Annotated in this window: 26 protein-coding genes; 13 read left to right on the top strand and 13 right to left on the bottom strand. The window is 70.3% G+C overall.

Annotated features, from left to right (window positions below; all coding sequences use genetic code 11):
- Positions 1-76: 76 nt before the first annotated feature.
- The 4 genes from KIK09_RS27035 to KIK09_RS27020 are packed head-to-tail and all read right to left on the bottom strand — an operon-like array spanning position 77 to position 3,335.
- Complete coding sequence (locus tag KIK09_RS27035) at positions 77-976, bottom strand: amino acid ABC transporter permease (RefSeq protein ID WP_214322142.1); 900 nt, start codon at positions 974-976, stop codon at positions 77-79.
- Entirely contained in the window at positions 973-1,641 is a 669-nt protein-coding gene (locus KIK09_RS27030) for an amino acid ABC transporter permease (RefSeq protein WP_214322141.1), read from the bottom strand. Before KIK09_RS27030 ends, KIK09_RS27035 begins: the two co-directional genes overlap by 4 nt.
- A gap of 60 nt (positions 1,642-1,701) precedes the next feature.
- Positions 1,702-2,562, bottom strand: a complete 861-nt coding sequence (locus tag KIK09_RS27025; RefSeq protein WP_214322140.1) for a glutamate ABC transporter substrate-binding protein — start codon at positions 2,560-2,562, stop codon at positions 1,702-1,704.
- Between the two features lie 17 nt (positions 2,563-2,579).
- Positions 2,580-3,335 carry an amino acid ABC transporter ATP-binding protein gene (locus KIK09_RS27020; protein WP_275956278.1) on the bottom strand — a complete coding sequence of 252 codons (756 nt, stop codon included), beginning with the start codon at positions 3,333-3,335 and terminating at the stop codon, positions 2,580-2,582.
- 210 nt (positions 3,336-3,545) lie between these two features.
- Here KIK09_RS27020 and miaB point away from each other — a divergent pair, with 210 nt between their 5' ends.
- Positions 3,546-5,036: a tRNA (N6-isopentenyl adenosine(37)-C2)-methylthiotransferase MiaB gene (gene miaB / locus KIK09_RS27015; RefSeq protein WP_214322139.1), complete on the top strand. Its 1,491-nt coding sequence runs from the start codon at positions 3,546-3,548 to the stop codon at positions 5,034-5,036.
- An 84-nt stretch (positions 5,037-5,120) separates the two neighbouring features.
- Here miaB and KIK09_RS27010 read toward each other — a convergent pair whose 3' ends face one another.
- The gene (locus KIK09_RS27010; protein WP_214322138.1) at positions 5,121-5,270 is read right to left on the bottom strand and encodes a hypothetical protein; all 150 of its coding nucleotides are present in this window, start codon (positions 5,268-5,270) and stop codon (positions 5,121-5,123) included.
- 631 nt (positions 5,271-5,901) lie between these two features.
- Here KIK09_RS27010 and KIK09_RS27005 point away from each other — a divergent pair.
- On the top strand, positions 5,902-6,432 hold the full coding sequence (locus tag KIK09_RS27005) for a hypothetical protein (RefSeq protein ID WP_214322137.1): 531 nt from the start codon (positions 5,902-5,904) through the stop codon (positions 6,430-6,432).
- 605 nt (positions 6,433-7,037) lie between these two features.
- Positions 7,038-7,781, top strand: coding sequence for an isocitrate lyase/PEP mutase family protein (locus KIK09_RS27000; RefSeq protein WP_214322136.1), 744 nt, complete (start codon positions 7,038-7,040; stop codon positions 7,779-7,781).
- Here the strand turns inward: KIK09_RS27000 and KIK09_RS26995 are convergent.
- Positions 7,775-8,161 carry a VOC family protein gene (locus tag KIK09_RS26995; RefSeq protein WP_250573778.1) on the bottom strand — a complete coding sequence of 129 codons (387 nt, stop codon included), beginning with the start codon at positions 8,159-8,161 and terminating at the stop codon, positions 7,775-7,777. The genes KIK09_RS27000 and KIK09_RS26995 overlap by 7 nt on opposite strands.
- Positions 8,162-8,185: 24 nt before the next feature.
- On the opposite strand from KIK09_RS26995, the gene KIK09_RS26990 reads away from it, so the two are divergent.
- Positions 8,186-8,596 (top strand): MarR family winged helix-turn-helix transcriptional regulator, encoded by a 411-nt coding sequence (locus KIK09_RS26990; RefSeq protein WP_214322135.1) that lies wholly within the window; start codon positions 8,186-8,188, stop codon positions 8,594-8,596.
- A gap of 10 nt (positions 8,597-8,606) precedes the next feature.
- Positions 8,607-9,275 carry a class III extradiol ring-cleavage dioxygenase family protein gene (locus tag KIK09_RS26985; protein ID WP_214322134.1) on the top strand — a complete coding sequence of 223 codons (669 nt, stop codon included), beginning with the start codon at positions 8,607-8,609 and terminating at the stop codon, positions 9,273-9,275.
- Here KIK09_RS26985 and KIK09_RS26980 read toward each other — a convergent pair.
- Positions 9,251-10,162, bottom strand: coding sequence for a ribonuclease Z (locus tag KIK09_RS26980; RefSeq protein ID WP_214322133.1), 912 nt, complete (start codon positions 10,160-10,162; stop codon positions 9,251-9,253). The genes KIK09_RS26985 and KIK09_RS26980 overlap by 25 nt on opposite strands.
- Between KIK09_RS26980 and KIK09_RS26975 the strand changes: the two genes are divergently transcribed.
- Complete coding sequence (locus KIK09_RS26975; RefSeq protein WP_214322132.1) at positions 10,161-10,664, top strand: methylated-DNA--[protein]-cysteine S-methyltransferase; 504 nt, start codon at positions 10,161-10,163, stop codon at positions 10,662-10,664. The genes KIK09_RS26980 and KIK09_RS26975 overlap by 2 nt on opposite strands.
- On the opposite strand, the gene KIK09_RS26970 is transcribed toward KIK09_RS26975, so the two are convergent.
- Positions 10,665-10,898 carry an antitoxin gene (locus KIK09_RS26970; protein WP_214322131.1) on the bottom strand — a complete coding sequence of 78 codons (234 nt, stop codon included), beginning with the start codon at positions 10,896-10,898 and terminating at the stop codon, positions 10,665-10,667. It lies immediately after the preceding gene.
- Between the two features lie 87 nt (positions 10,899-10,985).
- On the opposite strand from KIK09_RS26970, the gene miaA reads away from it, so the two are divergent.
- From miaA to KIK09_RS26940, 6 genes are all read left to right on the top strand, one after another.
- The gene (miaA, locus tag KIK09_RS26965; RefSeq protein WP_214322130.1) at positions 10,986-11,885 is read left to right on the top strand and encodes a tRNA (adenosine(37)-N6)-dimethylallyltransferase MiaA; all 900 of its coding nucleotides are present in this window, start codon (positions 10,986-10,988) and stop codon (positions 11,883-11,885) included.
- Between the two features lie 9 nt (positions 11,886-11,894).
- Positions 11,895-12,710 (top strand): diaminopimelate epimerase, encoded by an 816-nt coding sequence (gene dapF / locus KIK09_RS26960; RefSeq protein ID WP_214322129.1) that lies wholly within the window; start codon positions 11,895-11,897, stop codon positions 12,708-12,710.
- Between the two features lie 25 nt (positions 12,711-12,735).
- Positions 12,736-13,491, top strand: a complete 756-nt coding sequence (locus tag KIK09_RS26955; RefSeq protein WP_250573777.1) for an SCO6745 family protein — start codon at positions 12,736-12,738, stop codon at positions 13,489-13,491.
- A gap of 19 nt (positions 13,492-13,510) precedes the next feature.
- Entirely contained in the window at positions 13,511-15,787 is a 2,277-nt protein-coding gene (locus KIK09_RS26950) for a tetratricopeptide repeat protein (protein ID WP_214322128.1), read from the top strand.
- Positions 15,788-15,861: 74 nt separating this feature from the next.
- Positions 15,862-16,623, top strand: a complete 762-nt coding sequence (locus KIK09_RS26945; RefSeq protein ID WP_308164302.1) for an SDR family NAD(P)-dependent oxidoreductase — start codon at positions 15,862-15,864, stop codon at positions 16,621-16,623.
- A gap of 39 nt (positions 16,624-16,662) precedes the next feature.
- Entirely contained in the window at positions 16,663-17,025 is a 363-nt protein-coding gene (locus KIK09_RS26940) for a phosphomannose isomerase type II C-terminal cupin domain (protein ID WP_308164301.1), read from the top strand.
- 45 nt (positions 17,026-17,070) lie between these two features.
- On the opposite strand, the gene KIK09_RS26935 is transcribed toward KIK09_RS26940, so the two are convergent.
- The 3 genes from KIK09_RS26935 to KIK09_RS26925 form a co-directional block, all read right to left on the bottom strand.
- Positions 17,071-17,730 (bottom strand): HNH endonuclease family protein, encoded by a 660-nt coding sequence (locus KIK09_RS26935; protein ID WP_308164300.1) that lies wholly within the window; start codon positions 17,728-17,730, stop codon positions 17,071-17,073.
- An 84-nt stretch (positions 17,731-17,814) separates the two neighbouring features.
- On the bottom strand, positions 17,815-19,728 hold the full coding sequence (locus KIK09_RS26930) for a hypothetical protein (protein WP_214322127.1): 1,914 nt from the start codon (positions 19,726-19,728) through the stop codon (positions 17,815-17,817).
- 60 nt (positions 19,729-19,788) lie between these two features.
- Entirely contained in the window at positions 19,789-20,001 is a 213-nt protein-coding gene (locus tag KIK09_RS26925) for a DUF2277 domain-containing protein (RefSeq protein WP_214322126.1), read from the bottom strand.
- Positions 20,002-20,045: 44 nt separating this feature from the next.
- On the opposite strand from KIK09_RS26925, the gene KIK09_RS26920 reads away from it, so the two are divergent.
- Complete coding sequence (locus KIK09_RS26920) at positions 20,046-20,768, top strand: VOC family protein (protein WP_214322125.1); 723 nt, start codon at positions 20,046-20,048, stop codon at positions 20,766-20,768.
- A gap of 448 nt (positions 20,769-21,216) precedes the next feature.
- Here the strand turns inward: KIK09_RS26920 and KIK09_RS26915 are convergent, their stop codons facing one another.
- Complete coding sequence (locus KIK09_RS26915) at positions 21,217-21,969, bottom strand: IclR family transcriptional regulator (RefSeq protein WP_250573776.1); 753 nt, start codon at positions 21,967-21,969, stop codon at positions 21,217-21,219.
- 90 nt (positions 21,970-22,059) lie between these two features.
- Entirely contained in the window at positions 22,060-23,283 is a 1,224-nt protein-coding gene (locus KIK09_RS26910; RefSeq protein ID WP_214322123.1) for a (Fe-S)-binding protein, read from the bottom strand.
- Positions 23,284-23,331 lie beyond the last annotated feature (48 nt).

The following is a 23,331-nucleotide window of genomic DNA, read 5'->3' as shown; positions in this document are numbered from 1 at the left end:
CATTATGCTAATCCCGGCACCTTCCCGTAAAAACGGGGGGGGTCCGGGGGGGCCGCCCCCCCCGCCACGACGACTCCTAGTCGGCGCCCTCGTTCAGATCGGCCACGCCGGCGCTCTCCAGGCTCGCGCCAGGGACCGCGGCGACGATCGGCGGGGCGGCGGTCTTCTTGCTGCGTCGGCTGCGCTTCTCCAGCCAGGTGGCGAAGTAGCTGAGCAGCATGTTCAGCCCGACGTAGATCACGCCGACGACGATCGCGGCGGGGATGAGGGACCCGAAGAACCGAGCAGGGATGATCTTGAACCCGTAGTTCAGCAGGTCCACGTAGGCGATGATGTAGCCGAGCGCGGTGTCCTTGAGCAGGACGACCAGCTGGCTCACGATCGCCGGCATCATCGAGGTGATCGCCTGCGGCAGCAGCACCAGCCTCATCACCTGGTTCTTGCGCATGCCGATGCCGTAGGCGGCCTCGGACTGGCCCCTGGGCACCGCCCGCACGCCGGCCCTGATCACCTCGGCCAGCACCGAGCCGTTGTAGAACATCAGGCCCGCGACCAGCGCGAAGAACGCCCAGTCGCCGCTGCCGAACACGCTCGGCGCGAAGTAGAACAGGAAGAAGATCAGCAGCAGCAGCGGGATCGCGCGGAAGACCTCCACGATGAACCCGGAGGGCTTGGCGATCCACGCGTGGTCCGACAGGCGGCCCAGGCCGAACACGGCGCCGAAGACCAGGGCGAGCACGGCCGCCACCGCCGCGGCCGACAGCGTGCCGGCCAGGCCGGGGATGATGTAGTCGGTCCAGACCTCGGCCGTCAGGAACGGCTGCCAGATCTTGCCCTCGAACTGGTGCTTCTTGTCGAAGCCGCTGTAGATGAACCAGACGACGGCCGCGACCAGCAGGATGCCGACCACGGTGAGGATGCCGTTGCGGGCCCTGGCGCGCGGCCCCGGGGCATCGAACAGTACTGAGGTGCTCATCGGCCCACCGCCATGCGCTTCGACAACCGGCCGGACAGCCAGCCGACGGGAAGGGTGATCGCCATGAAGGCCAGCACGATGGCCACGAAGATCGGGATCGAGACGCCCGTGGTGTCGAACGTCTCCTTCATGACATAGGACACCTCGGCCAGGTAACCGCCCGCCACGGCGACGGTCGTGTTCTTGGTCATGGCGATGATCACGCTGCCCAGCGGCGCGATGACGGCCCTGAACGCCTGCGGCAGGATGATCAGCCGCAGTGACTGCGTGAAGGTCAGCCCGATGGCCCTGGCCGCCTCGGCCTGGCCCATCGGCACCGTGTTGATGCCCGCGCGCAGCGCCTCGCAGACGAACGAGGCCGTGTAGGCGGACAGGCCGAGCACCACCAGCCAGAACGAGTTCGTCCGCGGCTCCTCGGAGAACGTCAGCCCTAGCGTGTCGCTGAGGCCCAGCGCGGAGAAGGCCAGGATCAGCGTCAGCGGCGTGTTCCTGACGACGTTGACGTAGATGGTGCCCGCGGCACGCAGTACGGGCGTCGGCGAGACCCGCATCGCCACCAGGATCGTGCCGAGGATCAGCGAGAAGACCGCGCACAGGACGGCCAGCTCGACGTTGTGCAGGAAGCCGACCGCGAGCGCGCCCGCGTAATCGAACAGATCTTTCATCGTTCTCCCCACCACAAAGGAGAGCGGCGGCCGGTTCACGGCCGCCGCCTCGCAGTGTGACTAGCTGCACCCCTCCGCGGGCGGAGCGGTCTCGGACAGCTTCAGACCTTCCGTGCCGCCGAACCACTTGTCCAGCAGCTGCTTCATGGTCCCGTTGTCCCACAGCTTCTTGACCGCGACGTTCACGGCCTCGCAGGTGGTCTTGTCGCCCTTCTTCAGGCCGATGCCGTACTTCTCATCCGTGAACGGCTGGCCGAGGATCTTGAAGTTGCCGCCGGCCTGCTTGGCGAAGCCCGCCAGGATCAGGTCGTCGGTGGTGACGGCGTCGAGGTTGCTGCCGCTCAGCTTCTGCACGCACTCGGAGTAGTTGGCGGCGTCCACCGTCTTGGCGGTGGACAGGCCCAGCTGGCCGTCCGGCGGCGGCTCGGTGATCCGCTTGTAGGAGTTGGAGCCGGCCGCCTTGCAGATCCGCTTGTTCGCGAGGTCCTGCGGCTTGGTGATGGACGTGTCGTCCTTGCGGACCATGACGTCCTGGTGCGCGATCACGTACGGCCCGCCGAAGGTGACCTTGGGCTTACGGGCGTCGGTGATGGAGTACGTGGCGAAGATGATGTCCACGGTGCCGTTGGCCAGGAACGCCTCACGGTTGGACGAGGCGGACTCCTTCCAGGTGATCTTCGGCTCCTTGCCGCCGTTGATCTCCGTCAGCACCGCCTTGGCCACGTCGACGTCGAAGCCGACGGGCGCGTCACCCTGCTTGAGACCCAGGCTGGGCTGGTCCCACTTGGTGCCGACGGTCACCTCGTTGCTGTCCTTGAGCTTCTCGCTCAGGGAGGCGTAGGTCTTGTTACCGCCACAGGCGGCGACTCCCAGCGCCAGGGCCGCGACGGCGAAGACCGCCCCCGTTCGACGCATCTGCATAGTTGGTTACCTCAATCTCAGTGCGTGAGGATCTTCGAGAGGAAGTCCTTCGCCCGGTCGGTCTGGGCGTTGGTGAAGAACTCGTCCGGGGTGTTCTCCTCGACGATCTGTCCGTCGGCCATGAACACGACCCGGTTGGCCGCTCTGCGGGCGAAGCCCATCTCGTGGGTGACCACCATCATCGTCATGCCGTCGCGGGCCAGCCCGATCATGACGTCGAGCACTTCCTGCACCATCTCCGGGTCCAGGGCGGACGTCGGCTCGTCGAAGAGGATCATCTTCGGATCCATCGCGAGCGCCCTGGCGATGGCGACCCGTTGCTGCTGGCCGCCCGAGAGCTGGGCGGGGTACTTGTCGGCCTGCGCGGCGATCCCCACACGCTCGAGCAGCTCCATGGCCCGCCTGTCGGCGGCGTCCCTGGCCTTCTTGCGCACCTTGACCGGCCCGAGCGTGACGTTCTCACGGATCGTCTTGTGGGCGAACAGGTTGAAGGACTGGAACACCATGCCGACCTCGGAACGCAACTTGGCCAGCGCCTTTCCCTCCTCCGGCAGCGGCTGTCCGTCGAAGACGATCCGGCCGCCGTCGATGGTCTCCAGGCGGTTGATGGCCCGGCAGAGCGTGGACTTCCCGCCACCTGACGGGCCGATCACGACCAGTACCTCGCCACGGGAGACGGTCAGGTTGATGTCCTTCAGGACGTGCAATGTCCCGAAGTGTTTGTTGACGGCCTCCAACTGCACCAGTGGAGTCGCGTCCCCGTTCTCCGTCATGGATCAAAACGTAGAGGTTACTAAGACGCTGCGCACTAACCGAGTGGTACCGATCCGATCACATCATGCCACCAAGCTGGCCTTTTGGATCGTGCGACTAGGGAAAACACCGACAAATTCCCGTCCCTGATTACAGAGAGCGAGGGGTGTGAGTGGAGTCACCCTGTCAGGGGCGACGCTTGCCGTACAAGGACTACCCTTGAACACGCGATGACTGTGACCCAGGAGAGCGCCCGCACCTATGAAGTGCGCACATACGGGTGCCAGATGAACGTGCACGACTCCGAGCGGCTGTCGGGCCTGCTGGAGGAAGCGGGCTACGTGCCCGCCCTCGAGGGCGAGGCCGCCGACGTGGTCGTGTTCAACACGTGTGCCGTCCGGGAGAACGCCGACAACAGGCTCTACGGCAATCTCGGCCACCTGCGTCCGGTGAAGGCCTCCAAGCCGGGCATGCAGATCGCCGTGGGCGGCTGCCTGGCGCAGAAGGACCAGGGCGAGATCGTCCGCAAGGCGCCCTGGGTGGACGTCGTGTTCGGCACCCACAACATCGGCTCGCTGCCGGTGCTGCTCGAGCGGGCTCGCATCCAGGGCGAGGCGCAGGTCGAGCTGAAGGAGTCGCTGGAGGTCTTCCCCTCCACGCTGCCCACCAAGCGGGAGTCGCCCTACGCCGCCTGGGTGTCGATCTCGGTCGGCTGCAACAACACCTGCACGTTCTGCATCGTGCCGTCGCTACGCGGCAAGGAGAAGGACCGGCGGCCCGGCGACGTCCTGGCCGAGGTCCAGGCGCTGGTCGACCAGGGCGTCCTCGAGGTCACCCTGCTCGGGCAGAACGTCAACACCTACGGCGTCGAGTTCGGCGACCGCCTGGCCTTCGGCAAGCTCCTCAGGGCATGCGGGGATGTTCCCGGCCTGGAGCGGGTCCGCTTCACCTCGCCCCATCCTGCGGCCTTCACCGACGACGTCATCGCCGCCATGGCCGAGACGCCCAACGTCATGCACCAGCTCCACATGCCGCTGCAGTCGGGTTCGTCGCGGTTGCTGAAGGAGATGCGCCGCTCCTACCGCAAGGAGCGCTACCTCGGCATCATCGAGCGCGTCCGCGCCGCGATGCCCGACGCCGCCATCTCCACCGACATCATCGTCGGCTTCCCCGGCGAGACCGAGGAGGACTTCCAGGAGACGCTCGACGTCGTACGGCAGAGCCGCTTCGCCAACGCCTTCACCTTCCAGTACTCCATCCGCCCCGGCACCCCCGCGGCCACCATGCCCGGCCAGGTGCCCAAGGAGGTCGTCCAGGAGCGCTACGAGCGCCTGGTCGCCCTGCAGGAGGAGATCTCCTGGGAGGAGAACAAGAAGCAGGTCGGCCGCACGCTCGAGGTCCTGGTCGCCGAGGGCGAGGGCCGCAAGGACGAGGTCACGCACCGCTTGTCCGGCCGCGCGCCCGACAACCGGCTCGTCCACTTCGCGGTCGGTGAGGAAGCCCCCAGGCCCGGCGACATGGTCACGGTCGAGGTCACCTACGCGGCCCCGCACCACCTGGTCGCCGACGGGCAGCCCCTGGCGCTGCGGCGCACCCGCGCGGGCGACGCCTGGCAGGCCAGGCGCGAGGCTCCCACGGCCTCGGGCGTCCTGCTCGGCATGCCCACCCGCGGCCGTCCCGCCCCCACTCCCGCTCCGGCCAACGCCTGCTCGGCCCACTGACGCGGTTCTTTCCGTAGGCCGGCCACTCAGCGGTTCTTTCTGTACGGCTGGCCGTTCGGCGGTTCTTTCCGTACGGCCGGCCGTTCAGCGGTGGGCGAGGTCGCGCATGACCTGCTCGCAGTAGGGGCGGCGGAAGTCGTTGAACGTGGCGCACGGGTTCGGCCCGCTGACCTGGGCGGGCTGCCTGCGCGGGGTCGCTGTGGTGGCCCCTGTGGTCGGCGCCGTGGTCGCCACCGGGGCGGGCTGCGGTGCCGCACGCGGGGTTGCGGTTGGCGGAGCCGGGGGGACGGCTTCGGGGGAGAAGACGCGCTGCGCATCATCCGGTTCGGTGCGTCGCGACGTCCCCGGAGCGCTTCCTTCGTGGCCCGGTGTCTCGGCATTCCCCGGTAGTACCGCGACACCCGGGAGCCCCGCGTAGCCAGGCAGATCGCCTTCCGTGGTGGCTTGGGGCGTGCTGTCAGGCGGTTGGAAGCCGTCGGCGAGCACCGGTGGCGGGAACGGCTCGATCCATCCGAGCACCGACGCGCGCACGGATTCCGCGCTCACGACGTGCCCGACGAGTGGCGTGTTCGGTGAAGGGGAAAGCGGTATTTCCCGATGCAATACCGCCGCGTTTTCCCGGGACGGCGGGCGGCTTCCCAGGATGGCCAGGGAAATGCCGAGGACCGCCGTGGCGAGGACTCCTAAGACGCTCACGACCGGTGCCACCCATGCCTGGCGACCTGCGCTAATAGGTCTAAGATCGGACAAGTCGTGATTCCTTTGTGATTGGTGCGCGAGCATTCCACTGCTGCGGCTAGTGTGGTCCATCGCCCGCGGAAGCCGGAGAGCTTTCCCGATACGACCGCAGGGAGAAGTCCCCCTCATGACCGAGCAGAATCGTTCAGAAACCCTCAGCAACGACGATCACCGGCCACGCACCACCAACAGGAAGACCCTCATCCTCGCTGCCTCGGCCCTGGTGACCGTGCTCGCGGCAGGAGGCGTCGGCTACGCCCTGGCCAGCCGTTCCGACGCCCAGGCGAACCAGCCCACCACCCCCGCCACCCCGCCCGAGAACAGCGCGGCGACCAGCGGCGACCCCAAGTCCGGCGACATCACCAACGGCGACGCCACCAACGGCGACGCTACCAACGGCGACGCCACCAACGGCGACGCCACGAACGGCGATGCCACGAACGGGGACCCGCAGTCGGGCACCCCGTCTGACGGCACGCCCCAGGACAGCCGCCAGCCCACCCAACCGACCGGCAAACCGACCGCCGACACCGGCTCGGCGGGCAAGAACTCCCACACCGCCAAGCCCACCACCCCCACCCAGGACGACCAGGCCGACAACCCCGCCGACGGCCCTGCCGGCGAACTTGCCGGCCAGTGCTCCAAGTCCGGCTGCTGACCCCCGGCCGGGCCGAGGCGATCCCTCGACCCGGCCTCCGGACTGTCGGGCACTCCACGATTCGACCCGGCCTCCGGACCGTCGGGGACCCCACGATTCGACCCAGCCGTCAGGACGCCGAGCCCCACGATGTGCCCCGGCCCACGTCGTGCGATCAACCACGGTCCGCGATCCGGGCACCCCACGGTCCGGCTGTTCGAGGCGCCCCGGCCCGGCAATCCAGGAAACCCACGGTCCGGCTATCCGGGTGCACCCTCGGTCCGGCAATCGGGGGGCACCCGGGATCCCGCGATCAGGGACCCACGGTCTGGCAACGCAAGGCACCCCACGGTCCGGGCTCGGGCGCCGGGTCGGCGGGAAGTGAGGCGGTGGGGGCGGCGCCTTGTGCGGTGGGCGGCGTGGGGCCGTGGGACTTGGGTGCCGGGTGTCGTGACGGTGGGGCACTGTCATCGACTCGCCGGAAGCGCCGGTCGCGGGTCCTCGGCCGAAGTGCGGTGGGCGGCGGGTGGCGGCGGCTCGCCGTACAGAAGGAATGAAGTGGCTTGGCGTTAAACGGTCACAGTGGCCCTTCTGAGGAGCCAATTAGGCCGCCTAGGGTCGGGGTCATGAGTGATGACCGCGCTGCGACTCTGCGTGCCCTGCATGTCCCGGGAGACCCGCTGGTGCTGCCCAACGTCTGGGATGCCGCGTCCGCGAGGGCCGTGGTGGAGGCCGGGTTCCCGGTGGTAGCGACGGGGAGCGCGGCGGTCGCGCAGGTGCTGGGGTACGACGACGGTGAGGCGACCCCGGTGGCCGAGATGCTGTCCGCCGTCTCGCGCGTCGTGGCCGCGGTCGACGTCCCCGTGACCGCAGACGTGGAGCGCGGCTACGGCCTCAAGCCCGTCGAGCTGGTCGAGCGCCTGCTGGCCACCGGCGCCGCCGGCTGCAACCTGGAGGACACCGAGCCGAGCACCGACGAGCTGATCGACCCGGGCGTGCAGGCGGAGTTCCTGGCCGAGGTCAGGGCGGCCGCTGGACCCCACCTGGTGATCAACGCGCGCGTCGACACCTACCTGAGCGGCGACGGCACCGTGGAGGCCGCCGTCGAGCGCGGCAGGCGGTACCTGGAGGCGGGCGCCGACTGCGTCTACCCGATCGGGATCGACGACGCGGGGCACATCCGCACGCTGGCCGCCGAGCTCGGCGGCAGGGTCAACGTGCTGTTCCGCCCCACCAGCCCGTCACTGGCCGAGCTGGCGGAGCTCGGGGTGGCCAGGATCAGCTTCGGCCACGGCCTGCACCGGGCGGCGCACGCCTACACCAGGTCGCTGATCCAGGCCGTCAAGGAGGGACGCAACCCCTATCAGTAGGACTGCAGTTCCCACAGGTTGCCCTCGGGGTCGCGCACGTGGGCGGTGCGCAGGTTCGGCCCCCATCCGGGCCGGTCGGCGGGCGCGCTGACCGGCGTGCCGCCGTGCTCCAGGCACAGCGCGTAGGCCTCGTCGACCGACTCGACCCGGCTGGCGAACATGGTCCTGTCGCCCGGCCCGGCGGGCTCCGCCATGCCCTCGAGCAGCGACCTGTGGATGATCACCAGGACGGCCTGGTCGGCGACGTCCCAGTTGGCGTAGGGCCCCTCGGCGGTGCCCTTGATCAGCTTGGCGCCCACGAGCGCGGGCAGCACGGCCTCGTAGAACCGGAAGGCGCGGGCGAAGTCGTCCACGACCACGCGCGGGTACAGAGAATCCATGGGTGTAACCCTATAATAATTTCTGTGAACGAATTCACCCCGTTCCTGCTGTCCCAGGTGGGCAAGGCCGCGCGCGGCCTCGTCGCCGCCCGCTTCGCGCAGGACGGCCGGCGCATGTGGCACATGCGGATCCTGCACGCCCTGGCCGCGTCCCCCGTGGCCCAGCGCGACCTGTCGCCGGGCCTGGGTATCGACCCGAGCGACGTGGCCAAGGCCCTGGACGAGCTGGCCGGATGGGGAGAGGTCGAACGCGAACGCGATCCCGCCGACCGCCGCCGCGTCATCGTCCAGATCACCGAGGCGGGCCGCGCGTCGCTGGCCCGCATGGGCGAGCAGGTCCACGAGGTGCGCGAGCACCTGCTCGCCCCGCTCGACGAGGCCGAGCGGGACACCCTGCACGGGCTGCTGCGCAGGGTCCACGCCGCCCTCGACTAGCCTGGCTGGCGTGCTAGTCGCCGCGGCCGTCTGCCCGCACCCGCCGTTGATCGTGCCCGAGCTGGCCGGCGCCGCCGCCCCCGAGCTCGACGAGCTGCGCGCCGCCTGCGCGCGGGCCATCGCCGAGCTGCGCGCCGCCCACCCCGACGTGCTGGTCGTCGTGGGCGCAGCGCCGCAGACCCGGGTGTACGGCGGGCGGTCGGCGGGTTCCATGGCCCCGTGGGGCGTCGACGTCAGGACCGGGCACGGCGAGCCCACACTGCCGTTGCCGCTGACGATCGGGCGGTGGCTGCTCGACGACGACCCCGACCGGTTCCAGGCGGTCGCCGCCGACGCCTCCCCTGCCGCCTGCCTGGCGCTCGGGCGGGACCTGGCCGCCGAGGGGCGCGTCGGGCTGCTGGTGATGGCCGACGGCTCGGCCTGCCTCACCGAGAAGGCGCCCGGCTACTACGATCCCGCGGCCCCGCCGTACCAGGAGATGATCGTCAGGGCGATCGCCGAGGCGGACGCGGGCGCGCTGGCCGCGCTCGACCCCGGCAAGGCGGAGCGCCTGTGGGTCGGTGGGCGCGCGGCGCTGCAGGTGCTGGCCGGCGCGGCGGGGGAGGGACGCTACGACGGCAGGCTGCTGGCCGACATCGCCCCCTACGGGGTCGGCTACGTCGTCGGTGTGTGGCGCTGACGCGGCAGCGGCACCCGCATGAGGTCGCGCGCCAGGATCAGCTCGCCGTCGAAGTTGCTCCGCACCTCCTGGCTGAAGGCCGGCTCCTCGGCGGGGCGGTAGCGCTCGGAGAAGTGGGTCAGCACCAGCTGCTTGACCCCGCACTCCGCCGCGACCAGCCCGGCCTCGAAGGCGGTCAGGTGACCGTACTCCTTGGCCAGCCCGCTCTCCGAGGACAGGAACGTCGATTCGATCACCAGCAGGTCCACCCCGTTGGCCAGCTCGAACACCGCGTCGCAGATGCGGGTGTCCATCACGAACGCGGCGCTCTGCCCGGCCCGCGGCACGCTGCACTCCTCCAGCGTGATCCCGCGCACCGAGCCCGTCCGCTGCAGCTCGCCCACCTCAGGGCCGATGATCCCGTGCGCGCGCAGCAGGTCGGGCAGCATCCGCCTGCCCGACGGCTCCTGCAGGCGGTAGCCGTACGACTCGACGGGGTGTGACAGGCGGCGCGCGGTCAGCGGCGGCTCCTCGAAGACCTCGCCGGAGATCGGGACCTCGCTGATCACGTCGGTGTCGGTGAAGACGGCCGCGTGCCTGAGCCTGTTCCAGTACTCCATGCCCGACTCGGGGAAGACCGCCCGCACGGGATGCTCGACCTTGTCGCGCGCGATGCGCTGGATGACACCCGGGACGCCCAGGCAGTGGTCGCCGTGGAAGTGGGTCAGGCAGATCCAGTTCACCTGGTGCGCGGTGACCCCGGCCAGCAGCATCTGGCGCTGTGTTCCCTCGCCCGGGTCGAAAAGGAAGCCTTGTCCATCCCAGCGCAGAAGATAGCCATTGTGGTTACGGTGTCTGGTAGGCACCGCGCTGGAGGTGCCGAGCACCACGAGTTCACGTGAGGACATGATGGAGACGGTCGCGTTCGCCGAAGTGTCGACGCCTGTCGGGCCCTTCGTGCTGGCCGTCACCGAGGCCGGCCTGGTGACCACCGGCTGGGGCGGGCGTCGGGATCTTGGTATCCCTGAGGTTCATGACCCGGATCGTACGGCTTTCGCGGTCAGTGAGCTGAAGGCTTATTTCGCCGGAGAACTGCGGACCTTCCAGACACCCATCGACTGGCGGCTGTCCTCCGGTTCGCGGCGGCGCGTCCTGCAGGCCCTGCACGAGGTGCCCTACGGGACGGTCGTCACGTACGGCGAGCTGGCCCGGCTCAGTGGTACGAGCGTGCCCGCCCGCGGGATCGGGTCCATCATGGCCGGGAACCCGCTGGGAATCGTCGTGCCGTGCCACCGCGTGGTCGCCGGCAACGGACTCGGCGGCTTCAGCGGTGGCGTCGGCGTGGAGACCAAGCGCTGGCTGCTGACCCATGAGGGATACCTGCAGCCGACGCTGCTCGATCTGTTCTGATCAACCCTCCTCGCCGTCGATCTTGTCGGCGATGTCCTTGGCCTTTTCCGTGCCCTGGTCGATCTGCTCGTCGTACTTGCCGCCCGTGGCCTGCTTGGCGGCGTCGGAGGTCTGGTCGATGCCGCCCATGGCGGCCCCCTCGGCCTTGTCCTTCATGCCGCCCTGCTCGGGGATGTCCTTCAGCTTTTCGGCCGTACCGCCGAACATCTCCTTGACCTTGTCGAAAATCGACATGTTGCTTCCCCCGATGGTCGTCCCCCTGGTCGACGTCCGAGGCGCCGACTGTCCTTAGATACCCAGACACTTGACACACTTATCCGTGTGCGCCAGCAGCCAGTCATCGCCGTCGTGGGTCCCACGGCGGCAGGAAAGTCCGACCTCGCCGTGGATATCGCCCTCCGCCTCGGGGGTGAATGCATCAACTCCGACTCGATGCAGCTTTACCGAGGAATGGACATAGGCACAGCAAAGCTCTCCAAAGCGGAGCAACGCGGAGTGCCTCACCATCTGCTGGACATCTGGGACGTGACGGTCACGGCCAGCGTCGCCGAGTACCAGCGGCTGGTCCGTCCGCTCATCGAGTCCCTCGCGGTGCCGGTGCTCGTCGGCGGCAGCGGGCTGTACGTGCGCGCGGCCCTGGACGAGCTGGAGTTCCCCGGCACCTCCGCGGAGATCAGGACGCGGCTCGAGGCGGAGCTCGCCGCGGGAGAGCCGCTGTACGAGCGGCTCAAGGCCCTGGACCCGACCGCGGCCGCCGCGATCCTGCCCAGCAACGGCCGGCGCATCGTGCGCGCGCTCGAGGTCATCGAGCTCACCGGCAGGCCGTTCTCGGCCACGATGCCCTCCTACGACGCCGTCTACCCGAGCGTCCAGATCGGCCTGGACGTGCCCAGGCCCGAGCTCGACGCCCGCATCGAGCTGCGCGTCGAGCGCATGTGGCAGGCGGGCCTCGTGGAGGAGGTGCGGGGCCTGCTCGGGCAGGGCCTGGCGGAAGGCCGTACGGCCGGCCGTGCCCTCGGCTACGCCCAGGTGCTCAGGTTCCTGGAGGGGGAGTGGAGCGAGGAGCAGGCGATGGCCGAGACGGTCAGGGCCACCCGGCGCTTCGCCCGCCGCCAGGAGTCGTGGTTCAGGCGTGACCCGAGGGTCGTGTGGTTGCCCTACGACGCACCTGACCTGCTCGAACGGTCCCTGGCGCTGATCGGGGGCACGGGGTCGGCCTAAAATTGGAAGATGCGCTTTCTGAAGGGCCACGGCACCGAGAACGATTTCGTCATCCTCCCCGACCTCGATGGCGAGCTCGACGTGACCGCCGTACTGGTCGCGCGGATCTGCGACCGGCGGGCGGGCATCGGCGCCGACGGCGTGCTCCGAGTGGTGCCCACCAAGCTGAGTCACGAGGTGAGCGACCAGGCCGGACGGGCCGAGTGGTTCATGGACTACCGCAACGCCGACGGCAGCATGGCCGAGATGTGCGGCAACGGCGTCCGCGTCTTCGCGCGCTACCTGGTCGAGGCCGGCCTCGCCGACCCGGGCGAGTTCGGCATCGCCACCAGGGGCGGCGTCAGGCGGATCCGCTTCGAACCCACCGGCGACGTGAGCGTGGACATGGGCAAGCCCACCGTGTACGGCGAGAGCGTCGCCACCCTGGGCGGCCACGAGGTCGTCGGCCTCCACATCGACATCGGCAACCCGCACCTGGCCTGCGTCATCGGCGAGCCCGTCGCCCAGCTCGACCTCACCCACCAGCCCGGCTTCGACCCCGGGGTGTTCCCCAGCGGCGTCAACATCGAGTTCCTCAACGCGGTGGGCGAGCGCAGGGCGCTCATGCGGGTCTTCGAGCGTGGGGTGGGCGAGACCCGCTCGTGCGGCACCGGCGCGGTGGCCACGGCCGTCGCCGCCGCGGCGCTGGCGGGGGAGACGACCGGAACCTGGGCCGTGGAGGTCCTCGGCGGCACCCTGACGGTCACCCTGGACGAGCACACCAGCTACCTGGCGGGTCCCGCGGTGATCGTCGCCGACGGCGAACTCCGCCTCCTTGCAGAATAATGTTCTCCTGAGCGATGCTTGGTCCATGGCTGATCCACGGACTACGGCGATCCAGGTCAAGGCGCCCATCGGTCAGTACGGCGGCGGGTTCATGGTCTCCAGGGAGGCCAAGGCGCTGTGCGAGGAGTACGGGCTCGGGCCGCGCGAGCTGTACTTCCGCGGCCGCTGCGGCGTGCTCGGCGAGTGCGACGCGGACGTCGTGCACTCCGTCGCGGTGTTCTTCCCCTTCGAGCACGTCAAGGAGAGCTGGGACGGCGGCAGGAAGCTGCCGGTGGAAAAGGCCGTCGAGCTCTACGCGCGGGCCTGCCAGGAGTGGGGCAGGCGCAAGCTCGGCGGCTTCGACGGCTGCGTCAGGATCGCCGAGTTGCTCGAGCCCGTCGTCGCCCGGGCCTCGTCGGTGGGAGCGCCGCTGTTCGCGGGATGGCGTGCCGTACCCCTCGCCGACGACGCGCCCGCGCGGGCCGCGCAACTCATGCACGTGGTGCGGGAACTGCGCGGCGGGCTGCACGCCAACGCGGTGATCGCCGCCGGGCTGGATCCGCTGGAGGCAACGCTGGCCACCGACCACGACGCCACCCCTTTCGGGCACGCGTCCGGTGAGATGATCGCCAAGTTCTTCCGCTGGCCCGAGCCGTACGCCAAGCCGAGCCCCGAGGCCGTCCAGCGGCGCGCCGAGGCGGAAACCGTCACCGACGAGCTCATGGCCCCGATCTTCGCGGTGCTCAGTGACGGCGAATCGGACGAGCTCATCGAGCTTCTGCGTTTTGGGCATGTCCATTGACCTGGCAGACTGATGGCTCATGGACGTGGACATCTGGGCCTGGGTCGGCGAAACCCAGCAGCAGCTTTCCGAGGCGGGCGACATGGGCCTCGCCATGGCGCTGGGAGACCTCCCCGCACAGGCCTACGAGGGGCGGTATCCCCAGCTGGACGTGATGGCCCCGGCCATCGCCCAGCAGGCCGAGTCCCTCCAGCTGCCGTGGCTGGAGTTCTACGCCCGCTACTGGCACCTGGTCGGCCGCATCGGTGACCGGGCGCAGGGCGCGGTAGCCGTCGGCGACGCCGAGGAGCTGCTGTCGTTCGCCCAGCGCGAAGACGTGCGTGAGTGCCCCGCCACGCCGGCCGCCGTCGAGGCGCTGGCCGTCGCCTGGGGCAACGCAGACGGGCCCGGATACGCCACCGAGCGGCTGGAGACCCTCGGCGCGGTCATCGAGGACCTCGAGCCCGCCAACCCGGCCTACACCGGCCTGGTCACCCAGTACGTCGCCGCGCTCATCGACGCCGACCGGGCCGGCGAGGCCGTCGCCTACGCCGAGTCCGCCGTCGAGCGGCTGCGCGGCGCCGGTCGCGAGGCCAGCTGGGAGCTGGGCGCCGAGAGCGCCCGCGCGCTGCTCGCCGCCGGGCGGCCCGAGGACGCGCTCAACGCGCTGCAGGCCGCGAGCGGCTTCCAGGCCGACGACCCGGTGGCCAAGGCGCACCGCGACGGGGTCCGCCGCGCGCTGATCCTGGCCACGCTCGGCCGCACCGCCGAGGCCGTCGACGCGCTGCCCGACCTGGACGTGGTGGGCGACCACCCGCGGGTGTTCGTGGAGTGGTCGCGGGCCGTCAGCCTGCTCGCCTCCTCCTCGCAGATCACCAACACCTGGCAGCTCGGCCGCGTGCTGCGCCAGTGGATCGACTACTTCGCCACCATGGGTGGCTACCGCGCCAGGGTCGAGCTGGCTCTGATCGCCGGCGACCTGGCCGTGCAGCGGCAGGGCGTCTGGCAGGCCAAGCTGCTCGCCGACCTGGCCGAGTCGGCCACCGCCGAGCTGCGCGCCTCCGAAGGCGTCGCCGAGCGGATCGCCGAGCTGCGCGCCAAGGCCGAGGCCACCACCGAGCCCGCCGCCCCCGGCCCCGAGGACGAGCGGGTCGCCTACTTCGACGCCGCCGACGGCTACAACGCCGACCCGGAGAAGTGGATCGGCTGGCTGGCCCCGCTGTCGGGCACCGACCTTGAGGCCACCCGACGCCACACCACCACGCTGGGCTTCCTCGGCTACCCGGCGCTGGGCGCCGACATCTACTGGAAGATGCTCGTCGACACCGGCGACATCGCCACCGCCGACGCCGACGACACCACGTTCCTGACCACGCTGCTGGTCGAGGCCCGCCAGGACGAGCGGCTGGAGCAGATGGCGGCGATGCTGCCCGACGCCTCCCGCCACCTCGCGCTGGCCCGCCTCCACAGCGCCCGCGAGCGCTGGCAGGAGACGCTCCAGGAGGCCGAGCAGGCCGTGGCCGCGGACGCCGGTATCGAGGCCCGCCGCCTGGTGTCGGCCGCGGCCCAGCAGCTCGACGACAACGCCAGGGGCGCCCAGGTGCTGCTCGAGGTGCTCGACGACCTGGGCGACGAGGACGTCTGGCGCATGATCGTCATGGCCACCTCCGCGGAAGACTGGGACACCGTCCGCAAGGGCACCGCCAAGATCGGCATGCCGATCAAGTCGGCGTCGGGGCCGATCGACGAGGAGATGGGCCTCATCCGGGTCATCCTCCCCGCGCCCGACGGCGGCCAGCGCCAGGTGCTGTCCATCCGCACAGGCCCCGCCACCGCCAGGCTCGCCCTGCCGCAGCCGCGCGGCATGGAGTACAACGCGGGCGACCTGGTCGTCTTCGACCCGCAGCTGCTCGAGCCCGTGCCCGACGACCCGCAGGAGCAGCAGAACTTCGTGCCGCCCTTCGCGGCGGTCCGCATCCTGCGGCCCGGCGGGTACAACAGCTACTTCTTCGACGGCGCCGCGCCGAGCGAGAGCGACTGGGCCGAGTTCACCGAGGTCATGGCCGAGCGCGGCTGGCCGATGTGGGTCTACAGCGACGAGAACTACAAGGTCACCCACCCGACCTCCGGCGAGCCGCTCCCCGGCGTCTTCGGCTGGGTCGCGGTCCCGCCGAACGTGACCGCCGTCGAGGTGGACGCCCTCCTGGACGACGCCACGGAGCGCTGGTCCCACCCCCTGGCCTGGCTCGACTTGGCCAAGGAGGTCGACGTCGAGGTCGAACGCCACGAGCGCATCGTCAAGGAGTACGGCCTCTGACTCACTCACCGCACGGTGACGGACCCCCGCCGCTCAGGAGCGTGCGGGGGTTTCCGTCGGAAAGGTGGTCCTAGGTGGTGCTTGAGCGGTTCGGGCTCGGTGGGAGGGTGGCGATCGTCACCGGGGCCTCGTCCGGGTTGGGTGTGGCGTTCGCCAGGGGGCTGGCCGAGGCCGGTGCCGACGTGGTGATCGGGGCGCGCAGGCCTGACGGGCTGGAGGCCACGCGGCGGCTGGTCGAGGAGACCGGGCAGCGCTGCGTCGCCGTACAGACCGATGTGACCTCGCCCGAGGAGTGCTCCAGGCTGGTCGAGGCGGCCGTGACCGAGCTGGGCACCGTCGACGTGCTGATCAACAACGCCGGGGTGGGCACCGCGGTGCCGGCGGTGCGCGAGGAGCCGGACGAGTTCCGCCGCGTGATCGACGTGAACCTGAACGGCACGTACTGGATGGCGCAGGCGTGCGCCCGGGTGATGCGCCCCGGCTCGTCGATCGTGAACATCGGCAGCATCCTGGGCGAGACCACGGCCGGGCTGCCCCAGGCGGCCTACAGCGCCTCCAAGGCCGCGATCATCGGCCTGACCAGGGACCTGGCCCAGCAGTGGACGAGCCGCCGCGGCATCCGCGTCAACTGCCTCGAACCCGGCTTCTTCGCCTCGGAGATGACAGAGCAGTTCATGCCCGGCTACATCGACCGGATGCTGGAGCAGCGGGTGCTCATGGGACGTTCGGGGGAAGCGGAGGAACTGGTCGCCGCCGCCGTCTTCCTGGCCAGTGACGCCTCGTCGTACGTCACGGGAGTGACCCTCCCCGTGGACGGCGGTTTCCTGGTGACCTGATAGCTTTCACCGGCGTTCTTCACCGTACGGAGGTTAATTGTGCAGGACATCGACCGGCTTGCCGCAGTGATCCGTGACGAGCGGCCGTGGGGCGGGTTCGACCGCTTCACGCTCAACGAAGAGTCCACCGTGAAGATCATCGAGGTGTCGCCGGGGCAGACCCTCAGCCTGCAGCGGCACGAGCACCGTGACGAGCTGTGGGTGGCGCTCGACCCCGGCTGCGTCTTCGAGGTGGACGGCAGGCGCATCGAGCCCGCGGTCGGCGAGCGCGTCCTGATCCACCGTGGCCAGACCCACCGCCTGAGCTCGTCGGGCCCCGCCACGCGCATCCTGGAGATCGCCTTCGGCCACTTCGACGAGGACGACATCGAGCGCCTCGAGGACTCCTACGGCCGCTCCTGACCCGCCGCACTCCCGATAGAGGGGTACGGCAGGCCGGCCGTACCCCTAGCAGGAGGCCAGGACGCCCTCCATCGCAGTCTTCTCGCCCGTGGTGACCCAGAGGGCGTACTTGGCCTTCACGTCTATCTGGCGCGAGACGTAGGCGCAGCGGTAGCCCTTGCGGGGCGGCAGCCAGGTGGCGGCGTCGGAGTCGCTCTTCTGGCCGTTCAGCGGCCCGTCGACGGCCAGCAGGTTCAGCGGGTCGTTGGCGAACTGCTTGCGCTTGTCGGCGTCCCACTGCTGGGCGCCCTTCTGCCAGGCGTCCGAGAGCGGCACCAGGTGGTCGATCTGGATGGCGCTGCTGGTCTCGTTGCCGCGCTTGAAGTTGATCGTCTTGCCGGAGTACGGGTCGTCGAGCGTGCCCGTCAGCACGATGCAGTCGTGGGTGCCCGATTTGAACGTCTCGTTCTTGAGGTCCCGCTTGAGGATGTCGTTGCGGGTGTCGCAGCCGTTGTGGTCGACGTCGGACCAGGCAGGGCCGAACTTGTCGCGTTCGAAGCCCGTCTTGGGGGCGCGGCCCTTCACCGCCAGGCTGTCCAGCTTCTTGCGTGCCCCGCTTACGTCGGCGGGCTGGGTCTTGCTCGCATTCGTCCCGCTCTGCGCCTGTAACCCGCCGCACCCGGCCAGCATCGCCGCAGCCGCCGTCCCGGCCAGGACTGCTCGCACCCGCACCGCCGTACCCCCAGACTTCGTTTTTCGTAAAGTCTAGGTATAGCGGGTGCCACTAAAAGGCCATATATCCGGTTCTCGTCAGACTTCGGCGCTGAGAGCCTCCTTGGTGAGCTCCGCCTGGCGCCTGATCTGGCCGAGCACGATGGGGTTGACGCCCTTGGCCTCGAACGTGCTCACCATCTGGTCCATCACCGCGTCGGCCTTGGCCAGATCGCCCTGCCGCGCCTCGGCCCTGGCCAGGCGGCGCATGACCAGGTTGAGCGAGATGTTGTCGATGCCGTCCTCGGCCACCACCGCGGACAGCTGCTCGGCGCCCTGCTTGGGGTCGGGCGGGCGCACCCGCAGGTGCTTGTCCTTGGTGATCGCCTTGAACCCGCGCTCGGCGTTCAGCCCCTTGACCATGCGGGCGTAGACGGCCAGGGGATGCGTGCCGTACCTGTCGATGACCTCGTCGAGCGCCTCGTTGCCGGCGCGCAGCGTCGGCGAGTCCGAGCCGAGCAGCGTGAACAGCTTGCCCTGCTCCTCGCCCAGCATGAGCTCCGCGACCTGGTGGTCGACGGCGTTGACCGGGTAGCGGACGCGGACGGTCAGTGCGGGGGAGACGATGCGTGATCCGTCGGCCGCGATGTACTGGGCGCGCACCTTGTACTCGCCGGGCTGCTGGAAGTAGTGCCCGTCGCGGCCGTGGCCGATGTAGGCGCTGCGGTAGAGCGCGGGATGCGTCTCGTCGAGCCGGATGTCGGGTGAGGTGTCCACGCAGTGGCGCATCATCGGCCGGTACAGGACCGTCCTGCCGTTCGGCTGGGTGATGCAGACCTGGGTGAACTCCGTGTCGGGGTGCAGGTGGCCGTGCGTGCTGCGCGGCTCGCCGGTGTAGGACAGCTTCAGCTCGACCACGATGGGCTCGCCGAAGGCGAAGGAGTCCTTGCCCCGCAGCTCCAGCGCCAGCCCCGACTCGTCGGCGACGGGCTGCTCGAAGGGCGCGATCTCGGCGGCCCCGGTGCCGAAGGCGTTGGCGCCCATCGCGACGTCGCGGTAGAAGCCATGCCGGATGTGGACGAGCTCGGGGTCGGTGAACTGGAACGGGAAGGCCGCCCAGTAGCCCTGTTCGCCGCCGGGCAGGTAGTTCTGGACGTAGTTCATCCAGCTCAGGTCGCCGAAGCCGCCGTTCGGGCCGAGGGGCTGGGGCGGCGTTGCCAGGTTCTTCTGCCAGGAGTGCAGCAGGTTGAAGGCGTGCCCGAGCTCGTGCACGTAGGTGCGCAGCTGGGCGCGCTGCGCCTGCGGCGAGTCGCCCTTGATCGCGTCGTAGAAGACGGCCGAGCCCTGGCGCTGGTGCGCGTCGTTGTAGTCGAACATGATGCCGCGGTAGCCGCCCACGTGCTTGCTGGCCACCAGCAGCCACACGCGCCACGACGGCGCGTCGGTGAACAGGCTGAACTGCTGTTCCATCGCGTGGTGCAGCTCGGCGTCGTCCCAGGCCAGGTCGGTGCCCGACCCGTCGACCGGGATGACGTGCGGCGGCACCGTCTTGATCTCCACGCCCGCCTCGGCGTAGGCGGCCGCCACGTTCAGCGTCCTCGCCGGGCTGCCGGTCGGCGCCGCCAGCTTCCCCGTGTCGTACTCCACGAACGGTACGGTGCCCACCACCGAGTCCTGCTCGAGCAGCACGCTCCTGAAGAACGGCGAGGCCTTGGCGATCGGGTAGGTGCGCCCGTCGATGACCGCCTCGGAGCCCTCGGGCGCGATGTGGATGCCCAGGAAGGTGTTCTGCGCGTTGTGGTTGAAGGCGGCCTGCCCCTCGATCCAGGCCTGCTCGCCCTCCACCCTGATGTCCGCGGAGTCGGCCACGAACGAGCCGACGTAGGAGGTGGTCGAGCCCGCGACCGAGAACAGGTCACCGCTGACCCGCCGGGTGGGGCGCGGCCCGTCCACGTCCACTCGGAGCTCCAGCCGGGAGTCGCCGTCCTGACCTTGATAAAGCCCGCTGATCATGGGAGCCCCCCAGGGTCCGATGCCTCTTAGTCGGCACGCTTCTCCGCCCTGGGGAACCTGTCAACGGGAACCGCGGATCTGCAATGAACCCAGGAGTTCCTCTGACGCTTTCGTGATCATCTCGACGGCTCGGTCGAAGGCCTCGGCGTTGTGCGCGGCCGGCGCGCGGAAGCCGGAGATCTTCCTGACGAACTGCAGGGCGGCCGCTCGCACGTCCGCCTCCGTCACTTCGTCGGTGTACGGCGGGCGGAGGGTCTTGATGCTTCTGCACATGCCTTCCAAGGTAATTTGTCGGCGGGCTGTGCAAGGCTCCGTCCATGAGCTATCCGGACGGGGCTCCCTGCTGGGTCCAGCTCCTCACCCGCGACGCCGACGGCGCCCAGCGCTTCTACGCCGAGCTGTTCGGCTGGGAGTGCCGCGACCAGGGCGGCTGGGCGGCCGCCTACCTGGGCGACCGCCCGATCGGCGCGATCACGCCCTCCGCCGAGGCGTCCGACCCGCCCGCCTGGACCGTCTACCTGCGCACCTCCGACATCGCCGCCTGCGCGGCGCAGGTCGAGGCGGCCGGCGGCCAGATCGTGGAAGGGCCGTTCAACGGCTACGTCCTGGCCAAGGACCCCGGCGGCGCGACGTTCGCGCTGTGGGAGCCCGGGCCGCCGGGGCCCGCCGGGGCCTGGGCCGAGCCGGGGGCGGTGAGCTGGGCGGAGGTCAACGCGCCCGACGGCAAGGCGGCCGACGCCTTCTACGGCTCGCTGTTCGGCTACGACCAGCGGCAGGTGCCCGGCGGCATCGACTACATCACCTACCACGCCGGGGGCGAGCCGGTGTGCGGGCGCCTCCAGATGGACGAACACTGGGCCGGCGTCCCGCCGCACTGGATGGTCTACTTCGACGTGGCGAACCTGGCCGAGGCCACCGCCACGGTCACCGCGCTCGGCGGCGCGGTCCCCGTCCCACCCGTCGACTCCCCGTTCGGCCGCATCGCCGTCATCAGCCACCCCGCCGCCGGCTTCTCCACCCTCCGCCAGCCACCCACCTGACCGCCGCGGATTTGAAGCTTCCGCGCCCCGGCTCCTGACGCTTCCCGCGCCCCAAGCTTCTGCGGCCTCCTGCGCCCCAGGCTTCTGAGGCTTCCCGCGCCCATGGGAAGGATGTACGGCAGGCCACGCCACCGGCCGCCCGCCGGCTGAGGGCCCGCGCCCGGCGCTTCCGGCGAGTCGATGCCACGTCCCCGCCGCCACGGCGCCCATGCCCCGGGCACCGCGCTTCCCCATCCCCGCCGCACAAGGGCGCCGACCTCCGCCGCCCACCTCCTCACCGACCCGGCGCCTACGTGGACCCGGCAGGCTACCGCCCCGGACGCCGTGACGGTGAGGAATCGTCACCGACTCGCCGGAAGCGCCGGTCGCGGGTCCTCAGCCGAAGTGCGGTGGGCGGCCGGTTGCGGGGGCTTGCCGTACAAGAGAAAAGGCGAGAGAGGTGCGCTGGTCAGAGGGGTGGGGGCGTGGGGCTGAGTTCGGTGCCGAAGGTGGTGGCGATTTTGCGCATGTTCTCGGCCAGTTCGTCCCGGTCGAGGGCTTCGATGCGCTCGGCAGGACCCGAGACCGACATCGCGGCCACCACCCGGTCGCCGTCGTGCACGGGCACCGCCAGGCAGTGCACCCCGAGCTCCTCCTCACCCAGGTCGAGCGCATACCCGCGGACGCGCACCCGGTCGAGCTCCGCCAGCATGTCCTGCGCGGAGGTGATCGTGTTGGCCGTCCGCCGCGGCATCCCCGTGCGCTCGAAGAGCGCGAGCACCTCGGCGCCGGGACGGTCGGCGAGCAGCACCTTGCCCACCGCCGTGCTGTGCGGCAGCACCCGGCGCCCCACCTCGGCGAACATCCGCAGCCTGCGCGGCGAGGGCACCTGCGCCACGTAGACGATGAAGTCGCCCTCGAGCACCGCCAGGTTCGCCGTCTCGCCCGACAGCTCCACCATCCGCGCCAGGTACGGCTGCGCCCACACCCCGACCATCCGCTCGGCGATCCCGCCCAGCCGGACCAGCCCGCCGCCAAGCGCGTAGCGCCGGTCGGACTCCTGCCGCACGTACCCGCGCGTGAGCAGCGTCCGCAGCAGCCGGTGAATGGTCCCGTACGGCAGGCCGGTGCGGGCGGCGATCTCCGACAACCCGGCCTCGCCCCCGTGCTCGGCCAGCGCCTCGAGCACGTCGAGCGCCCGATCAACCGACTGCACGCTCATGCGCACTCCTTCGGAGCGGGCGTGAGCGAAACGCTGTTGCATCTGATGGTTCGCTCGCTCACAGGCCGACCCCTCGAGTTCCGACGCGGTTCACAGGCCGACCCCGCGCAGTGAGGCGTCCAGGACCTCGGCCGTGTGGGCGACCCTGATCTCGCCCCCGGCCCGGCGCATCGCCGAGGCGATCTGCATCGTGCACCCGGGATTGGCCGACACCAGCAGCTCGGCCCCGGTCGAGGCGACCGACTTGGCCTTGCGATCACCCAGGTCACGCGCGGCCTCGGGCTGGAAGATGTTGTACGTGCCCGCCGACCCGCAGCAGATCGCGGCCTCGGGCACCTCCTTCAGCACCAGCCCGGGGATCCCGGACAGCAGCTCGCGCGGCTGGCTCCTGATCCCCTGGGCGTGCGCCAGGTGGCAGGCGTCGTGATAGGCCACCGTCACCGGCAGCGGATGCCGCTCGGCCACCGGCCCCAGCTCGACCAGCCACTCGGCGAGGTCGACGACCCTGATCCGCCGCGCCCTGTGCGCCCACTCACCGGTCAGCAGGTCGGCGTACTCCTTCATCGACGACCCGCACCCGGCGGCGTTGACCACCACCACCGACACCCCGGCCCGCTCGAACGTCCTGATCGTCCGCTTGGCCAGCCGTCTGGCCTGGTCGGCGCGCCCGGAGTGCACGCTGAGCGCCCCGCAGCAGCCCTGCCCCGGCGGGATCACCACGTCGCACCCCTCGAGCGCGAGCACCCGCGCCGTGGCCGCGTTCACCTGCGGGAAGAACTCCCGCTGCACGCACCCGAGGAGCATGCCCACCACCGCGCGCCGCGGCCCGCGCGCCCTGACCCGCCGCGGGAGCCGCTGCCTGCGCTCGACCTCGGGCGCCAGCGCGACCATCGCCCCCAGGCTCGGGTGCACCCGCTCCAGGAACGGCGCCAGCCGCGCCGCCAGCCCCATCCCCGGCCGCAGCAGCCGCAGCCGCCGCGGGTAGGGGAACAGGCTGAAGACGATCCCGCGCACGGCCCGCTCCTGCGGATCCCGCTCGTGGACCCGCTCCACCTCGGCCCGCGTCTGCTCGATCAGCCGGTCGTAGCGCACGCCCGACGGGCAGGCGGTCACGCACGCCATGCACCCCAGGCAGGCGTCGAAGTGCCCGGCCATCGCGGGTGTGACGGGCGTGCCCTCCACGTGCTGCTTCATCAGGTGGATCCGCCCGCGCGGCGAGTCCATCTCCTCGCCCCAAAGCACATAGGTCGGGCACGTGGGCAGGCAGAACCCGCAGTGCACGCAGTCGTCGATCAGCTCCGGGTCTGTGCCCATGGTCGCGCTCCCTTCGGCCCTCCGTTGGCATCGCAACCCCGGCTCGCT

Origin of the sequence: Nonomuraea sediminis (assembly GCF_018531495.1) — a bacterium.
GTDB lineage: Bacteria > Actinomycetota > Actinomycetes > Streptosporangiales > Streptosporangiaceae > Nonomuraea > Nonomuraea sediminis.
This window is presented reverse-complemented; position numbering and strand designations above follow the sequence as displayed.